Origin of the sequence: Saccharomonospora amisosensis, from assembly GCF_011761185.1 — a bacterium.
In the GTDB taxonomy this organism is placed as follows: Bacteria; Actinomycetota; Actinomycetes; order Mycobacteriales; family Pseudonocardiaceae; genus Saccharomonospora_A; species Saccharomonospora_A amisosensis.
This window is the reverse complement of sequence record NZ_JAAOYM010000001.1, coordinates 2,590,489-2,608,734: the sequence shown is the minus strand read 5'-3', so window position 1 is coordinate 2,608,734 and position 18,246 is coordinate 2,590,489. Positions and strand designations below refer to the sequence as shown.

Below are 18,246 nucleotides of genomic sequence, written 5' to 3'. Positions count from 1 at the left end.
GACACTGGCGGCAGTGACGGCAGTGACGGGCGCCGACCGACGCCGATCCACGCCGACCGACACCGGCGACACCGGCGACACCGCCGAGCGCGTTTTCCCGCACATATCGCACGTCACATCGAACTGGAGGACAGGGTGTCCGGACTGCTCGAAGGTAAGCGGCTACTGATCACCGGCGTGATCACCGACGCGTCGATCGCGTTCCACGCGGCCAGGGTCGCGCAGGAGCAGGGGGCGCAGGTGGTGCTTACCGGGTTCGGCAGGCTGTCCCTGGTGGAGCGGATCGCGAAGCGGCTGCCCGAACCCGCGCCCGTGCTGGAACTGGACGTGCAGAACCCCGAACACCTGGACACCCTCGCCGACCGCGTGCGCGAGCACGTGACCGGTCTCGACGGCGTGCTGCACTCGATCGCGTTCGCGCCGCCGAGCTGCCTCGGCTCACCGTTCCTCGACGCGCCGTCGGAGGACGTGGGCAAGGCCGTGGACATCTCCGCCTACTCCTACAAGTCGCTGGCGGTGGCCGTGCTGCCGCTGCTGGGCCGGGGCTCCTCGATCGTGGGTATGGACTTCGACGCGCGGGTCGCCTGGCCCGCCTACAACTGGATGGGCGTGGCCAAGGCGGCGCTGGAGTCGGTGAACCGCTACCTCGCACGCGACCTCGGCCCGCGCGGCATCCGCGTGAACCTGGTGACCGCGGGGCCCGTGAAGACGATGGCCGCGAAGTCGATCCCCGGCTTCGAGGAGCTGGAGAACGGCTGGGGCGACCGCGCGCCGCTGGGCTGGGACACCACCGACCCCACGCCGGTGGCCAAGAGCATCTGCGCGGTGCTTTCCGACTGGTTGCCCGCCACCACCGGCTCGATGATCTGGGTGGACGGAGGGGTGCACGCCACGGGTCAGTGACAGCCGCGACAGCCGCCGCACCCGGTATCGCGTGCACCGTGGCGCGGCGGGAGGATGGACAGCGTGACATACGACGCTGTGCTGTGGCTGTCCTTCGGGGGCCCCGAGGGGCCCGACGAGGTGATGCCGTTCCTGGAGAACGTGACCCGGGGTAGGGGGGTGCCCCCGGAGCGGCTGGCGGAGGTCGCCGAGCATTACCAGCACTTCGGCGGTGTGTCCCCGATCAACCGGCTCAACCGGGAGGCGATCGCCGCGGTCGAGAAGGAGCTGGCGGCGCGCGGCATGGACCTGCCGGTGTACTTCGGTAACCGCAACTGGCACCCCATGGTGGAGGACACCGTCGCGCGGATGGCCGCCGACGGGGCCAAGCGTGCGCTGGTGTTCCCCACCAGCGCCTACGGCGGCTACTCCGCGTGCAGGCAGTACGACGAGGACATCGCGCGCGCTCGCGCCTCGGTGGGGCGGGGCGCACCCGAACTGCGCAAGCTGCGCCAGTTCTTCGATCATCCGCTGTTCATCGGCGCCGTCGCCGACGCCGTACGCGTGGCGCACGCCGAACTGGGTGGCAGGGCGCGCACGGTGTTCACGGCGCACTCGGTGCCGCTGGCCGCCGACGCGGCGGCGGGCCCACCGGAGGAGGGCGGCCACCGCTACTCGCGCCAGGTCGCCGAGGCGGCCAGGCTGGTGGCAGCTGAACTGGGAATCGACAGCTACGACGTGGTGTGGCAGTCGCGCTCCGGCCCGCCGGAGGTGCCGTGGCTCGAGCCGGACGTCGTCGATCACATCGACGCGCTGCACGCCGACGGTGTGCCCGCCGTGGTGGTGTGCCCGGTGGGGTTCGTGGCCGACCACCTCGAGGTGATCTGGGACCTGGACAACGAGGCAGCCGACCGCGCCGCCGAGCTCGGCATGGGCTTTTCACGTTCAGCCACCCCCAACGCCGACCCCCGGTTCGCCGAGCTGGTGGTCGAGCTGGTCTCCGAACACACCGCGGACGTGCGGGCTCGCAAGCTGTCTCAGCTTCCCGCCGCCGGGTCGACCGTCAACGGCAGCCCGTGCGCGGTCCGCTGCTGCGAGCCGCTCAAGCGGCCCAAGGCAGGGAAAGGGGCTCACTAGCGGGCTCAAAGCGGGCTCAGCAGCGGCACAGCGGGCACGGGCGCTCAGCCCGCGGCACCCGCCAGTACCCGCACCGCCTCGTTGACGGCGGCACAACGCGCCATGCGCACGGCGTCGGTCAGCGGCCGCAACGCGTCGGCCCTGCGCGAGGCCGCCGAGGCCGACAGCGCCCCGCCGGGCTGGTCGGCGTGGGCGAGCGCGAGGATCGCGGCGACCTCCTCGGCACGTTGCAGCACCCGCAGCGCCCTGCCCGGCGTGCCGTCCGGCCACTGCGCCCTCGGCGTCGCCCGCAGTCGCGCCGACAACTCCTCGCGCACCCCTGGGCGCTCGCTGGCGACGTCCAGCGCCTGCAGCGCGCCCGCACTGTCGCGGATGGCGTCGGTGAGACCGTGCTCGGCCTCGGCGAGTGAGACGTATTCCGGCGTGGCGTCGGCCGAGGTGGCCAGCACCGTCCACCGCATCAGCCCCTCGGCGATCGCCTGCGGCACCACCCCGTAGCCGAGGCCGACGAAGACCACCGCCTCGCCCGCGCGTAGCGCGGCATCGGTGAACGCCCCGCCACCTCCGAGCCCACGAGGATCACCGGGTACCGGCAGCACGAGCCGCGCATCGGTGCCGCCGAGTCGCCGCAGCGCCGCGAGCAACCGGGCGGGGGTGGCGGGCACGGCACCGGTCACGGGAACGTCGAACGAGTCGGCGGTGGCGGTATCGGCCGCGACCACCTCGTGGGCCTCGCCCCAGGTCAGCAGGGCATCGAGCGCGTCGTCGGACGCGGCCGCACCATGCAGCCACGCCGAGGACCAGACGGCAAGGGTCGCGCTGGGACAACACACAGGAATCGAGCGTACCTGGAGCCGCTCCACGTCGACGCACGGCGAAACCGCAAGTAGCGTCATAGGAGTGACCGCCTCCTCACTCCCACCACCCGAAGCACTACCCCGCACCCTCGGCGAACTGCGCGCCGCCGGTTACGTCCCGCGCAGCGTCAAGACCGAGTTGCACGACAACCTGCTCGCCACATTGCGGGCGGGAGGCCAGCCGTGGCCGGGGATCGTCGGCTTCTCCCGCACAGTGCTGCCGCAGTTCGAAAGAGCGCTGCTCGCGGGCCACGACGTCGTGCTGCTCGGCGAGCGAGGCCAGGGCAAGACGCGGCTGCTGCGCACGCTGGTGGGGCTGCTGGACGAGTGGACACCCGTGCTGGAGGGTTCCGAGCTCGCCGAACACCCGCTCGACCCGATCACCCCCGCCTCCCGGCGCAGAGTCGCCGAGCTCGGTGACTCCGCGCCCGTGACGTGGCTGCACCGCAGCCAGCGCTACACCGAGAAGCTGGCCACACCTGACACCTCGGTGGGCGACCTGATCGGCGACGTAGACCCGGTGAAGGTGGCGGAAGGGCGCAGCCTCGGTGATCCCGAAACCATCCACTTCGGGATCGTGCCCAGGGCGCACCGTGGCATCGTGGCCGTCAACGAACTGCCCGACCTCGCCGAGCGCATCCAGGTCGCGTTGCTGAACGTGATGGAGGAGCGCGACATCCAGGTTCGCGGCTACACGCTGCGGCTGCCGCTGGACGTGCTGCTCGTCGCCACGGCCAACCCGGAGGACTACACCAACCGCGGCCGCATCATCACGCCGCTGAAGGACCGCTTCGGCGCCGAGATCCGCACCCACTACCCGCTGGACGTGGCGGCCGAGGTGGGCGTCGTTCGGCAGGAGGCCGACCTGGTCGCCGAGGTCGGCGAGCCGCTGCTGGAGGTGCTGGCCCGGTTCGTGCGCAACCTGCGGGAGTCCAACGTCGTCGACCAGCGTTCCGGTGTTTCGGCCAGGTTCGCCGTGGCCGCGGCCGAGACCGTGGCCGCGGCCGCGCTGCGCCGCTCCGCGCTGACCGGTGAGACTCCGGCCGTTGCGCGGCCTGTGGACCTGGACGCGGTTCCCGCCGTGTTGCGCGGCAAGGTGGAGTTCGAGCCCGGCGAGGAGGGCAGGGAGACCGAACACCTGGTGCATCTGCTGCGCCGTGCGATCGCGGAGACCGCGCGGGACCGTTTCGCCGGTCTCGACCTGCGCCCGCTTGCCGATGCCGTCGCAGACGGGCACCTGGTCGCGACGGGTGAGCGGGTACCGGGCAAGGACGTGCTCGCCGCGCTGCCGGAACTGCCGGTGCTGCACGAGGTGGCACAGCGCGCCGGGGTGTCGGCGGACGAACCGCCAGGGCGGATAGCCGCGGCGGTGGAGTTGGCCCTTGAATCGCTGTACCTGACACGCAAGCTGGCCAAGGACGCCGACGACACCACCACGGTGTACGGGCCATGACATTGCCGGAGGCGTACTCCTACGGCCCGTACCACGACGGTCCCGACCCGCTGGCGCCGCCGATCGATCTGCGCGAGGCCATGGACGCGATCGGCGAGGACGTGCTGGCGGGGTCCTCGCCCCGCTCCGCGCTGCAGGAGCTGCTGCGCAGGGGAACCCGCGACACCACGGGACTCGACGAGCTGACCCGCCGGGTGTGGCAGCGGCGCTCCGAGTTGCAGCGCAGGCACCGGCTCGACGGCACACTGGGCGAGGTCCAGCGGTTGCTCGACGACGCGCTGCGGGCCGAACGCAAGGCGTTGTTCCCCGATCCTGGCGACGACGCCCGCTTTCGCGAGGCGCGACTCGACGCCCTGCCACCGGGGACCGCGGCAGCGGTGCGCGAGCTAGCGGATTACGACTGGATGTCGCAGACCGGCAGGCAGAACTACGAGCGCATCCGCGAACTGCTGGGCCAACAACTGCTGGAGTCGCGCTTCGAAGGGATGAAGGAAGCGCTGCGTTCCACGACGCCGCAGGACGTCGAGCGGGTCAACCAGATGCTTGCCGACCTCAACGCGCTGCTCGCAGCGCACGCGCGCGGCTACGGCGACATCGACGAGCGGTTCGCCGAGTTCATGCGCAGGCACGGTGAGTTCTTCCCGGAGAATCCCCGCGACATCGACGAGTTGATCGACGCGCTGGCCGCCCGCTCCGCCGCGGCCGCCCGGATGCTGAACTCGATGACCCCTGAGCAGCGGCAGGAGCTGGCGCAGCTGTCGCAGCAGGCGTTCGGCGATCCCCGCATCGCCCAGCAGCTGTCCCAACTGGACTCCCAGTTGCGTGGCCTGCGCCCGGATCAGGACTGGACCTCGTCGGCGCGATTGCGAGGCGACGACCCGCTCGGACTCGCCGACGGTGTACGGGCGATGACCGAGCTTGCCGAACTGGACGCGCTCGCCGAGCAGCTTTCGCAGGGTTATCCGGGGGCGCGACTGGAGGACATCGACCTCGACGCCCTGGAGCGCCAGCTCGGTGAGGACGCGAGGGTCGACGCCGCACGACTGTCCGAACTCCAGCAGCAGCTTCGCGGCGAAGGGTTGTTGCAGCGGGCACCGGACGGTTCGCTGCGGTTGTCGCCGAAGGCGTTGCGGCGATTGGGGGAGACCGCGCTCGCCGACGTGGTGCGCTCACTGCGTGGGCGTACCGGGCAGCGCGACACCTCCTCGGCGGGTGCGGCAGGAGAACCCAGCGGTTCCACCAGGCAGTGGGAGTTCGGCGACACCGAGCCGTGGGCGGTTTCGCGCACGGTGCGCAACGCGGTGCTGCGGACGGCGGCGGGCGGTGGTGGCCGAGTCCGGCTCGACGTGTCGGATGTGGAGGTCGCCGAGACCGAACACCGCTCGCGGGCTGCCGTGGCGCTGTGCGTGGACACCTCGTGGTCGATGGTGGCCGAGGGCAGGTGGCTGCCGATGAAACGCACGGCACTGGCCCTGCACCAGCTGATCTCCACGAGGTTTCGCGACGACGCGCTGCGGCTCATCACCTTCGGCAGGTACGCGGCCGAGGTGGAACTACCCGACCTCGTGGGTATGGAGGGCACGTGGGAGCAGGGCACCAACGCGCATCACGCCCTGCTGCTCGCCGGACGTCACCTGCGCAGGCACCCGGACGCGCAGCCGGTGGTGTTGCTGGTCACCGACGGCGAACCCACGGCGCACCTCGAACCCGACGGCGAAGCCGAGTTCGACTACCCGCCGAGCCCACGCACACTGCGCAAGACCCTGTCCGAAGTGGATCGCCTCGCGAAGCTGGGTGTCGCGCTCACCGTGTTCCGGCTCGGTGACGATCCGCGGCTCGCCGCGTTCGTCGATCTGCTCGCCCGCCGAAGCGGCGGGCGCGTGCTCGCTCCGGACACCGAAGGGCTCGGCGCGGCGGTGGTGGGCGACTACCTGCGCCGCCGGACACGCTGACCGGCACCGACGCCGGCACCGCCGCAGCCCTGCCCGCCCCGGCCGAGCCGCGGCGGGCAGGGAGCGTGTCAGTCGGTCAGTTCGGCTCGCTGCGCCGCTCCGGCGGTAGCAGGCCGCGAGGAATCGGCCGTGTCGGTGTGGTCACCGGTGCGGATGCCGAGCACCGCAAGGAAGCTCAGCAGCGACATTCCCGCGACGTACAGTGCGATGGGCGTGGAGGAGTTGTAGGCGCCGTACAACGCCGTCGCCACGATCGGGGTCAGTGCGCCACCAAGCATGCCGCCCATCTGGTAGCCGATGGAGATGCCGCTGTAGCGCACCCGCACCGGGAAGATCTCGCTGAACAGCCCACCCTGGGCGCCAGCCATGATTCCCTGGACGATCGCGGCGACGACGAAGGCGAGCAGTGCCAGCATCGTCTCGCCCGTGTTGACCAGAGCGAACATCGGAAGCGGCCACAGCACGGCGGTCAGCGCACCCAGCGTGTAGACCCGCTTGGCGCCGAACCGGTCGGCCAGCAGCGCTGCGACCACGATCGTCGCGATCCACAGTGCCGTTGAGGTGAGGATCAAGGTGAGCAGGGTGGTGCGGTCGAAGCCGACAACGGTGGTGCCGTAGGTGAGCATGTAGACGATCACCGTGTAGCCGACGGCGGGCGGCGCGATGGAGGCGAGGCTCGCCAGCGCCAGGTTGCGTGGCTGCTGCCGGAACAGCTCCGCGATCGGCACCTTGGCCAGATCCTTCTGCTGCTTGGCCCTCTCGAACTCCGGCGCGTCGCGCAGCCTGCTTCGCACGAGGATGCCGACGACCACGAGCACGATGCTGAACAGGAACGGGATGCGCCAGCCGTAGTCGAGGAACGCCTCGTCGGACATGCCCGACACCGACAGGAACGCCAGGTTCGACGTCAACACCCCGACCGGAACGCCGAACTGCGCGAAGCTGCCGTAGACGGCGCGGCGGCGCGGGGAGGCGTGTTCGGTCGCGATGAGGACGGCGCCTCCCCACTCCCCGCCGACTCCGAATCCCTGCAACACGCGCAGCAGGGTCAGCAGTACGGGAGCTGCCAGCCCGATGGCCGCGTAGGTCGGCAGCACACCGATCAGGAACGTTGTTCCACCGGTGAGCAGCAGGGTGAGCACCAGCATCGACTTGCGTCCGATGCGGTCGCCGAAGTGTCCGATCACGGCCGCGCCGAGTGGCCGGGCGATGAACCCGACGGCGAAGGCGCTGAACGCGGCCAGCGTGCCCGCCGTGGCCGAGAACTCGGGGAAGAACAGGGAGCCGAACACCAGTGCCGCAGCGGTGCCGAAGATGTAGTAGTCGTACCACTCGATCGACGTGCCTATGAAGCTGGCGGCGAAAATTCCCCGTTTCGACGGGGAGGTGCCGGATTGTGAGGCTGCCATAGTGCCGCAGTCCTTTCGACGCCAGAGCGCGGGCAGCGCACCACACCAGGCCGATGCCCGCCTTCGATGCGATGCATACAAGCAGCCGAATCGGCCCGCTGACCATGCGCTCATGAGCCGATCCTCACTACGTCATCTGTCGTGTTTCGCGGCGCGCTCACCCGCCGCGACCTGCCAGGGGGCAGCAGGGTGGGTGGTCGGTGACATCGGCCACCCGCACACTCCCAACAGGCGGGAAGGTGCGGCCAGGTTCCCGGCAGGGCCACATAGGGTTGGGGCATGCAGACCTGGTCCTCCATCGCCGTGCCCCGTGTCCCCGGTACCCCGCGCCCGCTGCGGCTGTTCGACACGGCGACCGGCCAGCTCCGGCCGACCTCGCCCGGGCGGCTGGCGAAGATGTACGTCTGTGGCATCACTCCCTACGACGCCACGCACATGGGGCACGCGGCCACCTACCTGGCCTTCGACCTGATCCACCGGCAGTGGCTCGACGCCGGGCACGAGGTGCACTACGTACAGAACGTCACCGACATCGACGACCCGCTGCTGGAGCGCGCCGAACGGGACCACGACGACTGGGTGGTGCTCGGGATGCGGGAGACGGCGTTGTTCCGCGAGGACATGGAGGCGCTGCGGGTACTGCCGCCGCGTGACTTCATCGGAGCGGTGGAGAGCATCCCGGAGATCGTCGAGGCGATCGCCAAACTGCTGGCGTCGGGCGCGGCCTACCGCGTGGACGACCCACGGTACCCGGACGTGTACTTCGACCGCTCCTACACCGGCCGGTTCGGCTACCAGTCCAACTACGACGACGCCATGATGGCCGCGTTCTTCGGTGAGCGCGGCGGGGACCCCGACCGGCCAGGCAAGCGTGACCCGCTCGACGCGCTGCTGTGGCGCGCGGCGCGCCCGGGTGAGCCCTTCTGGGAATCCGAACTCGGCCCCGGCAGGCCCGGCTGGCATATCGAGTGCAGCGCGATCGCGCTGAACCGGCTCGGTTTCGGCTTCGACGTGCAGGGCGGTGGCTCGGACCTGGCTTTCCCGCACCACGAGTACAGTGCCGCGCACGCCGAGGCGCTGTCGAACGAGCACCCGTTCGCGCGACACTACGTGCACGCCGGGATGATCGCGTTGGACGGCGAGAAGATGTCGAAGTCCAAGGGCAACCTGGTGCTCGTGTCGCGGTTGCGCGCGGACGGGGTCGAGCCCTCGGCGATCCGGCTGGCGCTGTTCGACGGCCACTACCGCAGTGACAGGCAATGGACCGACGGCCTGCTTGAGCAGGCGCAGGCCCGGCTGCGGCGGTGGCGGGAAGCGGTGTCGCTGTCCAAGGGGCCCGACGCGGAGGCCACGGTGGCGCGGCTGCGCGCCCACCTCGCCGACGACCTGGACACGCCGAAGGCGCTGGCGGCCGTGGACGCGTGGGCACGGGAAGCGCTCGACCGCGCCGGCGGCGATCCGGGCGCGGGCTCACTGATCAGGAACGCCGTGGACTCGCTGCTCGGTGTGACGCTGTAGCTCGGCTGCGCCTCGCCCGAGCGAGCCCGCGCCGGGTGGCCATCGCTCCGCGACACCTCGTCCAGCACGTCGGGTGGCGTCACGCGGACCCTTCCACGGCAAGCTCTCGGTCCGACCAGCCACGGCGCAGCCAGCGGTCGTGGGAGGCCACCACGACCGCGCCGGGTGCGCCGCCCAGCGCCTCGGTCAGTTCCTCGGCAAGCGCCGGTGAGATGTGGTTGGTCGGCTCGTCGAGCAGCAGCAGCTGCGGCGGGTCGGCGAGCAACAGTGCCAGCGCCAGCCTGCGCCGCTGCCCGACGGACAGCCTGCCCAGCGGCTGGTCGACGTCTCGCGGCGACAGCAACCCCAGTTCCGGCAGCGCGGGCGCGTCCGGGCCCGCGCTGCGGGTGTAGAGCTCGCGCGGGGTGCGGGTGTGGTCGGCGAAGGTGACGTCCTGCTCCAGCAGGGCGGTGCGCAGGCCGTCGGTGCGCCAGAGGTCACCTCGCGCGGGCCGCAGCCTGCCAGCCAGCACCGCGAGCAGTGTCGATTTGCCCGTGCCGTTGCCGCCGGTGACGAGCAGCCGCGTTGTGCCGTCGATGATCAGTTCGTCCAGTCGCAGCCTGCCGGGCACTTCGAGGTCGCGTGCCGACAGCAGCAGTGGTGGCACGGACTCGGCGGTCAGCGCGCCCGCGAACCGCAGCGGCGGTGGCGGCTTGCTCACCTGGGTCTGTTCGAGTTCGGCGAGCCTGCGCCGCGCGTCGCGTACCCGGCGGGAGATCTGCCGCTGCACCCGTCCCGTCTTGTAGTCGTAGGCCAGCTTCGCGTTGTCGCGGGGCGGGCGGTCGTGGTTGATGTCGTGGGAGGTGACCGCCACCGTGTGCCGCAACCGCCGCAGCTCGCGCTGTTCCTCGGTGTGCCGCTGCTCCCAGCGGGCCCGCTCGGCTCGCTTGGCCAGCAGGTAGTCGCTGTAGCGGCCGCGATAGCGGGTGGGGCCGCCGAGGGCGGGGTCGAGGTCCACGATGTGGGTGCAGACCGCGTCGAGGAAGACCCGGTCGTGCGAGGAGAGCACCACGGCGCCCGTCAGTGCGGCCAGGTGGCTTTCGAGAAACTCCAGCGCCCCGTCGTCGAGGTGGTTGGTCGGCTCGTCAAGCAACAGCGTCCTCGGCCTGCGTACCAGCAGCGCCGCGAGCGCAAGGCGGGAGCGCTCACCACCGGACAGCGTGCCCAGCTTGCGGTCGCTGCCGAGGTGTCCGACGCCGAGGCCCGCGCACACCAGCGCGGCGCGGCGATCGGCGTCCCACAGTTCGTGGGCCTGCGCCCACTCCAGCACCCGCCCGTACTCGGAGAGCGCGTCCTGGTCGTCGGGGTGTTCGGCCAGCCGTTCGCCGAGGCAGTCCAGCCGCCGTGCGACCGTGCGGAAGTGTGCCAGCGCGTCGTCGATCACCTCGGCGATCGTCGCCCCCGGCGGCAGTGGCAGCTCCTGGTGGAGCAGCCCGATGTCGTCGCCGCCGTCGACCGTGCCGGACGTTGGTGTCAGCCGCCGGGCCAGCAGCCGCAGCAGCGTCGTCTTGCCCGCGCCGTTCTCGCCGACCAGGCCGACGCGCTGGCCCGCGCCAGCGGTGAAATCGACGCCGGTGAACACGATCCGGTCGCCGTAGCCGTAGCTGAGGTCGCGAGCGCGCAGCGAAACCGAGGGAGAGGACGGAAAGCAATGCGTGGACACGAGATGATCACCGGCCGCTTCGTGGACACGGAGCACCCGCCGGGCGCGATGCCTCGGACGCGGGTTCTGGCGCGGTGTCAGTTCTTCATGATTACCCGAGACTAACAGGCGGGCTGTGGGCCGCCCAACGCGTTTTCGGGCCGGTCGCCCGCGGCGGCGATACGGTGGGGCCGTGCCGCAGCTGTACGCCACCAGTGACCTGCATGTCACCCACCGAGGCAACTCCGACCACCTCGACGCGATCCGACCCACCACGGCGAGCGACTGGCTGATCGTGGCGGGCGATGTCGCCGAGCGGGTCGGCGTGGTCGTGGACACCCTCGCCACACTGCGGGAACGCTTCGCGAAGGTGGTGTGGGTTCCAGGCAACCACGAGTTGTGGACCACTCCCGCCGACCCGGTACGGGCGCGCGGCGAGGCCAGATACGACGAGCTGGTGCGCCGCTGCCGAGCCGTGGACGTGCTGACCCCGGAGGACGACTACCCGGTGTGGCGGTACGCGGAGCGGCCGCTGACGGTGGCGCCACTGTTCCTGCTCTACGACTACAGTTGGCGCACCCCTTGCGCTCACGGCAGGGCGGTCGAGGAGGCGCTGCGCCAGGCCCGCGAAGCGGGAGTTGTGTGCACCGACGAGTACTACCTGCACCCGCAGCCCTACCGCAGCAGGCAGGAGTGGTGTGCGCGCAGGTTGCGGCTCACCGAGAAGCGGCTGGCCGAGATCCCCGCCGACCACGGCACCGTCCTGGTCTCGCACTGGCCGCTGCACCGACACCCGACCGCACCGCTGCGTCACCCCGAGTTCGCCATGTGGTGCGGTACCGAGGAGACCGCCGACTGGCACGTGCGCTTCCGGGCCGAGCTGGCCGTCTACGGGCACCTGCACATCCCTCGCACCACCTACGCGGACGGGGTCCGGTTCGAGGAGGTGTCGCTCGGCTACCCACGCGAGTGGCGCAGGCGCGCGGGGGGAGCGGTGCCTTTGCGGCGGGTGCTGTGACCGGCACCGGTGTCACCTCGCCCGCCGTGCGGGCGGCCCAGTGCGAGGGCGGCGGGCGCCACGAGCGCCAGTAGCGCCGCGGGCACCACGAAGCCGAGCACGGGATCGAACCGGTAGGGGGCGGTGAACAGCGCGGGCGCGGCGGCCATGCCCAGGAACCGCAGCGCCTGTACCGCTGAGATCGCCCCACCCCGGCCGCGTGGCCGTCCCGACACCACCGACACGTTCACCGCGACGATGACGAGCTGCGCGGCGACCCCGGCCAGCGCCCAGCTCGCCGCGACAGCCGGCACCGTACCCACCAGCCCGGCCGCGCTCACCAGCGCCGCCCCCGCGACCAGGCCGGTGAACCCGGCGACCCGGACGCCGAACCGGTCGGCGGCGCTTCCCACCAGCCTCGCCGTGAGGAACCCGGCGACTCCGAACCCGGTGAGCACCAGCCCGCGCACCGCCGAGGTGAGCTCGAAGGTGTCCTCCAGCCGGAAGGCGACCAGGAACGAGATGCCGGAAAGGCACGCCCACCCGACCAGGGCCAGTAGCCCGGGCAGCACGATCGAGCGGGTCCAGGCGTCACGCAACCGAGGGGGACGGGAGCGGTCCAGCGGCGGATCGGGAGGCAGCGTCAGCGTCGCCAGTACCACCGCCGTGGCCGCGATCCCGGCGAAACCCCACCGCCAGGACACCTCGGCGGCGAGTCCACCCACAAGTGGCCCAGAGGTCTGCCCGAGTGCCTGCATCGAGCCGAACAGACCGAGTGCTTTCCCCAGCCGCTGCGGTTGCGTGCTCGCGGCCAGCTTGGCCATCAGCAACGGCAACGTGAACGCGTTCGCCGCTCCCTGAATCCCCCTGGTGAGCTGGAACAGCCAGAACCACGGCGCCACGGCGGCGGCAGCCGCGGCCAGCGCGTACACCACGTAAGCCAGCCGGATGGTGCGGCCTGGACCCCAGCGCTCCCCGAGCGTGCCGGAGACCAGCATCAGCCCGGCGAGCGGGACCAGGTAGGCGGTCAGCGAGGTCGCCGCCGCCGATGCCGACACCTGGAAGCTGGCGCCGAGCTCGGGCAGGATCGCGGTGACGATGCCACCGCCGAACGGGCCGAGCAGCGCACCGACGTACAGGGCACCCCGGGTGAGCCGGGAGGTGCCGGTGCCGCCGTTCAGCGGCCCGAGGAGCCGGGCCCGTCAGGGCGGTGGCGGCGCAGGTAGCGTTCGAACTCGGCGGCGATCTTGTCGCCGCTGGCCTCGTCGACCACGATCTCGGCGTCGCCGCGCTCCTCGAGCGTGCGCACGTACTCGCTGATCTCCTCGTCCTCGTTGGCCATCTCGGTGACGGTCTGCTGCCATTCCTGCGCCTGCTCGGGCAGCGCCCCCATCGGGATCTCGATCTCGAGCACGTCCTCGAGCTTCTGCAGCAGCGCCAGCGTGGCCTTCGGTGACGGCGGGTGGGACACGTAGTGCGGCACAGCAGCCCACACCGACACCGCGGGCACCCCTGCCTGCACGCAGGCGTCCTGCAGCACCCCGACGATGCCCGTCGGGCCCTGGTAGCGGCTGCGCTCCAGTCCGAACCTCGCCGCGGCCTCGGCGTCGTAGGCGGTGCCGGTTACCGGCACCGGCCGGGTGTGCGCCGTGTCGGCGAGCAGGGCACCCAGCGTCACCACGGTCGAGACCTCGAGTTGTTCCACGTGCTCGAGCAGTTCCGCGCAGAAGGCGCGCCAGCGCATGTTCGGCTCGGGTCCCTGCACCAGTACGAGATCTCGCCCCAGCCCCTCCGGCCTGCACACCGCGAGCCTCGTGGTCGGCCACTCCACTCTGCGGGTGACACCGTCGACCAGTTTCACCGTCGGCCTGCTGACCTGGAAGTCGTAGTAGTCGTCGGGGTCGAGTTCGGCGAGGGGTTTGGCGTCCCAGTTCAGCTGGAGATGCTCGATGGCGGTGCTCGCGGCGTCGCCTGCGTCGTTCCAACCCTCGAACGCCACGATCATCACCGGTTTGGGCTCCCGTGGTTCGGCAGCCGTCTCGTCGGTCTCGTCGAAGGGCGTGCTCACATGCCCAGCCTACGGCCCGGCGAGTACTTGCGGAGACCGCAGGCGGCACGCGGCCGCAGTCGCCGTATCGCGCTACTGTCTCGGCGTGCGCAGCGGGCCCGCCGACCCCGCCGCGCTGCGGCACGCTACGGCAACGGGGGCCTCATCGACGACCGGGAGACAACGTGGACCGACCGCCCGCCGCGGACGGCGGGAACAGGGTCGGTGACGCTGGGCCGCGAGCAGGCAGGCGAACTTGGTGGCGGCGCCACTGGTGATCCGCGTTCGACGAGGCCGGCCGCAAGCACGGGAACGCGGCCGCCGCCCACATCCGCGTCGCCGTGGCGGCGGGTGCCGCGCACCGTGGCTCTAGGGTGAGTTGTCGCACGGGTCGTCGCACGGTGAGCTTCGGAGGGCATCCTGAGTACCGCGTTCTCTGGTGAACCTGCAGGTCAGCACACAGCAGGGGAGGTGCGGCCGCCGGCGGCCGTGCTGTGGGACATGGACGGCACACTCGTCGACTCCGAGAAGCTGTGGGACGTCGCGCTCTACGAGGCGGCCGACTGGCTCGGCGGCAGCCTGTCGGCTAGCCAGCGGGCCACGCTGGTTGGGTCGAACCTGACCGCCACCTCGCGATACCTGCTCACACTGGCGAATCGCGAGCCGAGCCACGACGCCGTCACGGAAGTGAGCGAATGGATCCGGGGACGCACGACGAACCTGTTCGGCGACGAGCTGCCCTGGCGTCCCGGTGCACGCGAGGCGCTGGAATCGGTGAGCGAAGCCGGAATCCCGTGCGCCCTGGTGACCTCCACCGAGCGCTCGCTGACCGAACTGGCGCTGGACACCATTGGCAGGCACTTCTTCCACGCCACCGTGTGCGGCGACGAAGTGGACGGGTTGAACAAGCCGCACCCCGAGCCCTACCGCAGGGCAGCCCGCCTGCTGGGCGCCGACCCGGCCCGCTGCGTCGCCGTCGAGGACTCCCCGGTCGGCGCGGAATCGGCGGCCTCGGCAGGCTGCACCGTGCTCGTGGTGCCCTGCGATGTTGGGGTGGAACCGGGGCGGCGGCGCATCTTCCGAACCTCGCTGGTCGGAGTGGATGCCGCCACCATCAGCGGGCTGGCGCGCGACCGCTGAGGCTGCCTGGTCAGTACTGATCAGGGCAGCAGGTCGGCGGGGATGTCACCCTGCTTGGTGCCGACGAGCGCGAAGTAGTGCAGTGGGCGGCCGCTGATGTCCAGCCGGTGCCGGTAGCGCTCGCGGGCGCGCACGTTGAGCAGACCCGCCTGCCTGCATCGAGCGATGAGCGTGGCGAACCCCGAGGTGTCGGAGTCGGAGAGGAACCGGTCTTTGATGGTGAACGCCACCCAGCCGCCGTCGCTGACGAGGTTGTACGCGGCCCGGAACGCCGAGGGCGGGATGTCACCGTAGCCGAGTGCCGCCACGCAGGTCAGCGCGTTGAAACTGTGCCGCTCGAGCAGCAGGCTGTCCGTTTCGGACAGGTTCGTCATGTCGAGCACGTGGTAGGCGTCGTAGACCTCCGGCCGGTCGCGCAACGCGGCGGTCCGCGCCTGCGGCAGGATGTCGATGCCAGCCAGGTGACCGACACCCACCGTCCGCAACTGCTCGCCGACCAGCCCGTTGCCCGCGCCCAGATCGAGTACCCGAAGTGAGGCCGCGGTGACGTTGTCGCGCTGCAATTCCTCTTTGAGCAACTTCGCGACGACGTCGGGGGAACGGCAGTCGAGAATGTCGTGAAAGAGCTGTTCGTAGAGGCCGGGAATGGCGAAGATTCGGCCGTAATCGTGGAATCGGATGTCCTGCCACACACCGTCGAGCAGGACCGAGCAGTACTCGCTGTCCTGATCGACCTGCTCGGGATGCCGCGGGAGTTTGATGTCGTGCTGGGTCCGGTTCGCTTCCTTCGCCGCGCTTTCCGAGGAGGGCCTCGTGTCGCTCATATCACAACCTTTCCGTTCCGGAAGGGATCCTGCGCGAGTTTCAGCCAAGTGCATTCCCCGTGGCGCGTCAACACTGCCGGGCGACACCCCGCGCGGTCGCGGCGCCCGGTGGCCCGGCCGCCGAGCCGTGACCGATGGATGGAAGTATTTGGAGTCGTGAAGACCTTCGACGAGCTGTACGCCGAACTGGCCGAGCGCGCCCGCACCCGACCCGAAGACTCGGGGACGGTGGCCGCGCTGCGCGCCGGTGTACACGCACAGGGCAAGAAGGTGCTGGAAGAGGCGGGCGAGGTCTGGATCGCGGCCGAGCACGAGTCCGACGAGCGGCTGGCGGAGGAGATCTCCCAACTGCTGTACCGGGTTCAGGTGCTCATGTTGGGGCGAGGCGTTTCGCTCGAAGACGTCTACCGCTACCTGTGAACACGACTCACGCGGCGGTCGCCGAACCGAGAAGGAGAGAACGAGGAATGCTGCGCGTGGCGGTGCCGAACAAGGGCTCACTGGCGGGACAGGCATCGGAGATGCTGGCCGAGGCCGGATACCGCCAGCGGCACGAGCAGCGTGACCTCACCGTCCTCGACCCCGTGAACGAGGTGGAGTTCTTCTTCCTCCGCCCCAAGGACATCCCGATCTACGTGGGTTCGGGAGAACTCGACCTCGGTATCACCGGCCGCGACCTCGCGCTGGACTCGGGCGCGCCCGTGGAGGAGACACTGCAGTTGGGCTTCGGCGGCTCGACGTTTCGCTACGCCGCCCCGCAGGGTCGCGACTGGACGGTCACCGACCTGCACGGCAAGCGCCTCGCCACCTCCTATCCCCGGCTGGTGCGCGACGATCTGGCCCGCCAGGGTGTGGAGGCCGAGGTGATCCGGCTGGACGGAGCCGTCGAGATCTCGGTGCAGCTGGGCGTCGCCGACGCGATCGCCGACGTGGTCGGTTCCGGCAGGACGCTGCGCCAGCACAACCTGGTTGCCTTCGGCGACCCGATCTGTGTGTCCGAGGCGGTTCTCGTGCACAGGGCGGGCAACGGGGACTCCAAACCCATCGCCCAGCTCGCTGCCCGGCTGCGTGGCGTGGTGTTCGCGCAGCAGTACATGATGCTGGACTACGACTGCCCCCGATCGCTGCTGGAGCGGGCGATCGCGATCACACCGGGACTGGAGTCGCCCACGGTGGCACCGCTGGCGCACGCCGACTGGGTCGCGGTGCGCGCCATGGTGCCGCGCAAGCAGGTGAACTCGATCATGGACGAGCTTGCTGCCGCCGGTGCCCGCGCGATCCTGGCCTCCGACATCCGTTCCTGCAGGCTGTGACGCCGGCGAAGCGGACGATGCGGGGTCAGCGTGGGCGCGGCCGCTTGGGCATCAGGTCGTACAACCCACGACGCCCGCCGCTGTCGTTGGCGGCGCGGGTTTGCGCGAGGTCGGCGATGAAGTCCTCGAACAGGAACTCCTGGTCGGCGGTCGGCGCCATGGGCCGGTGCCGCACGGCGACCGCGTCCAGCACCTGTGCGATGTCGCGATAGGCCGCCGCCTGGATGGTCTCGGGTGCGAACGTCGTGACGGGCACTCCCTTGGCGGCCGCCTCGTTGACCACGACGCTGAGCGGCACGTGCGCCAACATCGGGATGCCGAAGGTCCGCAACTCCTCCAGCGCTGCCACCGCGTATGCCGAGATGGGTCGGCGGTACAGCCCTGGGACCAGGCCGTGGTAAACGATCGGCGGTCGCCGCGCGGCCGCCTCCAGGTAGCTGATCTGTTCCCGCATCAGCCGCAGTGCCCTGATGCTGGTCCGGTCGGGCTGCACGGGCACGAGGATGCCGTGCGTGGCCACCAGCGCGTTGTTGGTCAGTACGTCCAGTGCGGGCGGGCAGTCGATGATGACGTGGTCGTAGTTGGCGAACTGGATCACCCTCGCCAACTGCCAGCCGGGGACCCGGAACTGGTCAAGCCTGCGGATCAGGTCGAACATGCCCGGTGACGTCGGGATTACGTCGAAGGCGCCGCCCCTGCCGATGTTGCTGCGGGGGTGGGGTACCACAAGTTCCTCGATGGGGCCTCGCCACAGCTTCGTCAGCGCCTTGGCCAGGCTCGGCGCTTCCGGTGGCGGTTCGGGCAGGCCGAGCAGTTCGGTGGTCGCGTGCCCCTGCGGGTCCAGGTCGATGAGCAGCACCCTGCGACCTCGCTCGGCGAGGGCGGCGGCGGCACCAACGCTGAGCGCGGTCTTGCCGACTCCGCCTTTCTGGTTGACCACCGAGGTGATCTGCACTGTGCGCCAGCTCCCGGGTCTCGTGGTTTGCGAGCAGGGTAGTGGATCAGTCACCGGAACGGGTGGCGTGGACCCTGGAGT

16 protein-coding genes are annotated in these 18,246 nt (G+C 70.6%); 9 read left to right on the top strand and 7 right to left on the bottom strand.

What is annotated here, in order from left to right:
* The first annotated feature begins 135 nt into the window (after positions 1–135).
* Together fabI and FHU38_RS12745 are read left to right on the top strand one after the other, a co-directional pair.
* On the top strand, positions 136–903 hold the full coding sequence (gene fabI, locus FHU38_RS12750; protein WP_167170666.1) for an enoyl-ACP reductase FabI: 768 nt from the start codon (positions 136–138) through the stop codon (positions 901–903).
* Positions 904–966: 63 nt separating this feature from the next.
* Entirely contained in the window at positions 967–2,019 is a 1,053-nt protein-coding gene (locus FHU38_RS12745; RefSeq protein WP_167170663.1) for a ferrochelatase, read from the top strand.
* A gap of 44 nt (positions 2,020–2,063) precedes the next feature.
* Here the strand turns inward: FHU38_RS12745 and FHU38_RS12740 are convergent, their stop codons facing one another.
* Positions 2,064–2,852 carry a hypothetical protein gene (locus FHU38_RS12740; protein WP_167176020.1) on the bottom strand — a complete coding sequence of 263 codons (789 nt, stop codon included), beginning with the start codon at positions 2,850–2,852 and terminating at the stop codon, positions 2,064–2,066.
* 67 nt (positions 2,853–2,919) lie between these two features.
* Between FHU38_RS12740 and FHU38_RS12735 the strand changes: the two genes are divergently transcribed.
* Positions 2,920–4,329 (top strand): sigma 54-interacting transcriptional regulator, encoded by a 1,410-nt coding sequence (locus tag FHU38_RS12735; protein WP_167170660.1) that lies wholly within the window; start codon positions 2,920–2,922, stop codon positions 4,327–4,329.
* Entirely contained in the window at positions 4,326–6,281 is a 1,956-nt protein-coding gene (locus FHU38_RS12730; RefSeq protein WP_167170657.1) for a vWA domain-containing protein, read from the top strand. Before FHU38_RS12735 ends, FHU38_RS12730 begins: the two co-directional genes overlap by 4 nt.
* 68 nt (positions 6,282–6,349) lie before the next feature.
* On the opposite strand, the gene FHU38_RS12725 is transcribed toward FHU38_RS12730, so the two are convergent.
* On the bottom strand, positions 6,350–7,690 hold the full coding sequence (locus tag FHU38_RS12725) for an MFS transporter (protein WP_167170654.1): 1,341 nt from the start codon (positions 7,688–7,690) through the stop codon (positions 6,350–6,352).
* A 279-nt stretch (positions 7,691–7,969) separates the two neighbouring features.
* On the opposite strand from FHU38_RS12725, the gene mshC reads away from it, so the two are divergent.
* Positions 7,970–9,208 carry a cysteine--1-D-myo-inosityl 2-amino-2-deoxy-alpha-D-glucopyranoside ligase gene (mshC, locus tag FHU38_RS12720; RefSeq protein ID WP_167170650.1) on the top strand — a complete coding sequence of 413 codons (1,239 nt, stop codon included), beginning with the start codon at positions 7,970–7,972 and terminating at the stop codon, positions 9,206–9,208.
* A 79-nt stretch (positions 9,209–9,287) separates the two neighbouring features.
* On the opposite strand, the gene FHU38_RS12715 is transcribed toward mshC, so the two are convergent.
* A complete protein-coding gene (locus FHU38_RS12715; protein WP_167170647.1) occupies positions 9,288–10,910 on the bottom strand; it encodes an ABC-F family ATP-binding cassette domain-containing protein in 1,623 nt (540 codons plus the stop codon).
* Between the two features lie 172 nt (positions 10,911–11,082).
* Between FHU38_RS12715 and FHU38_RS12710 the strand changes: the two genes are divergently transcribed.
* Positions 11,083–11,907 carry a metallophosphoesterase family protein gene (locus FHU38_RS12710; protein ID WP_167170644.1) on the top strand — a complete coding sequence of 275 codons (825 nt, stop codon included), beginning with the start codon at positions 11,083–11,085 and terminating at the stop codon, positions 11,905–11,907.
* On the opposite strand, the gene FHU38_RS12705 is transcribed toward FHU38_RS12710, so the two are convergent.
* Positions 11,847–13,025 carry an MFS transporter gene (locus FHU38_RS12705; protein ID WP_390623321.1) on the bottom strand — a complete coding sequence of 393 codons (1,179 nt, stop codon included), beginning with the start codon at positions 13,023–13,025 and terminating at the stop codon, positions 11,847–11,849. The genes FHU38_RS12710 and FHU38_RS12705 overlap by 61 nt on opposite strands.
* 38 nt (positions 13,026–13,063) lie before the next feature.
* Positions 13,064–13,954, bottom strand: coding sequence for a PAC2 family protein (locus FHU38_RS12700; protein ID WP_167170641.1), 891 nt, complete (start codon positions 13,952–13,954; stop codon positions 13,064–13,066).
* 450 nt (positions 13,955–14,404) lie between these two features.
* Here FHU38_RS12700 and FHU38_RS12695 point away from each other — a divergent pair, with 450 nt between their 5' ends.
* Positions 14,405–15,073: an HAD family hydrolase gene (locus FHU38_RS12695; RefSeq protein ID WP_313886757.1), complete on the top strand. Its 669-nt coding sequence runs from the start codon at positions 14,405–14,407 to the stop codon at positions 15,071–15,073.
* Positions 15,074–15,093: 20 nt separating this feature from the next.
* On the opposite strand, the gene FHU38_RS12690 is transcribed toward FHU38_RS12695, so the two are convergent.
* Positions 15,094–15,897, bottom strand: coding sequence for a class I SAM-dependent DNA methyltransferase (locus tag FHU38_RS12690; protein ID WP_167170638.1), 804 nt, complete (start codon positions 15,895–15,897; stop codon positions 15,094–15,096).
* Positions 15,898–16,053: 156 nt separating this feature from the next.
* Here FHU38_RS12690 and FHU38_RS12685 point away from each other — a divergent pair, with 156 nt between their 5' ends.
* The gene (locus FHU38_RS12685; RefSeq protein WP_167170634.1) at positions 16,054–16,317 is read left to right on the top strand and encodes a phosphoribosyl-ATP diphosphatase; all 264 of its coding nucleotides are present in this window, start codon (positions 16,054–16,056) and stop codon (positions 16,315–16,317) included.
* Positions 16,318–16,364: 47 nt separating this feature from the next.
* On the top strand, positions 16,365–17,210 hold the full coding sequence (gene hisG / locus FHU38_RS12680; protein ID WP_167170631.1) for an ATP phosphoribosyltransferase: 846 nt from the start codon (positions 16,365–16,367) through the stop codon (positions 17,208–17,210).
* A 25-nt stretch (positions 17,211–17,235) separates the two neighbouring features.
* On the opposite strand, the gene FHU38_RS12675 is transcribed toward hisG, so the two are convergent.
* The gene (locus tag FHU38_RS12675; RefSeq protein WP_167170628.1) at positions 17,236–18,165 is read right to left on the bottom strand and encodes a ParA family protein; all 930 of its coding nucleotides are present in this window, start codon (positions 18,163–18,165) and stop codon (positions 17,236–17,238) included.
* Positions 18,166–18,246 lie beyond the last annotated feature (81 nt).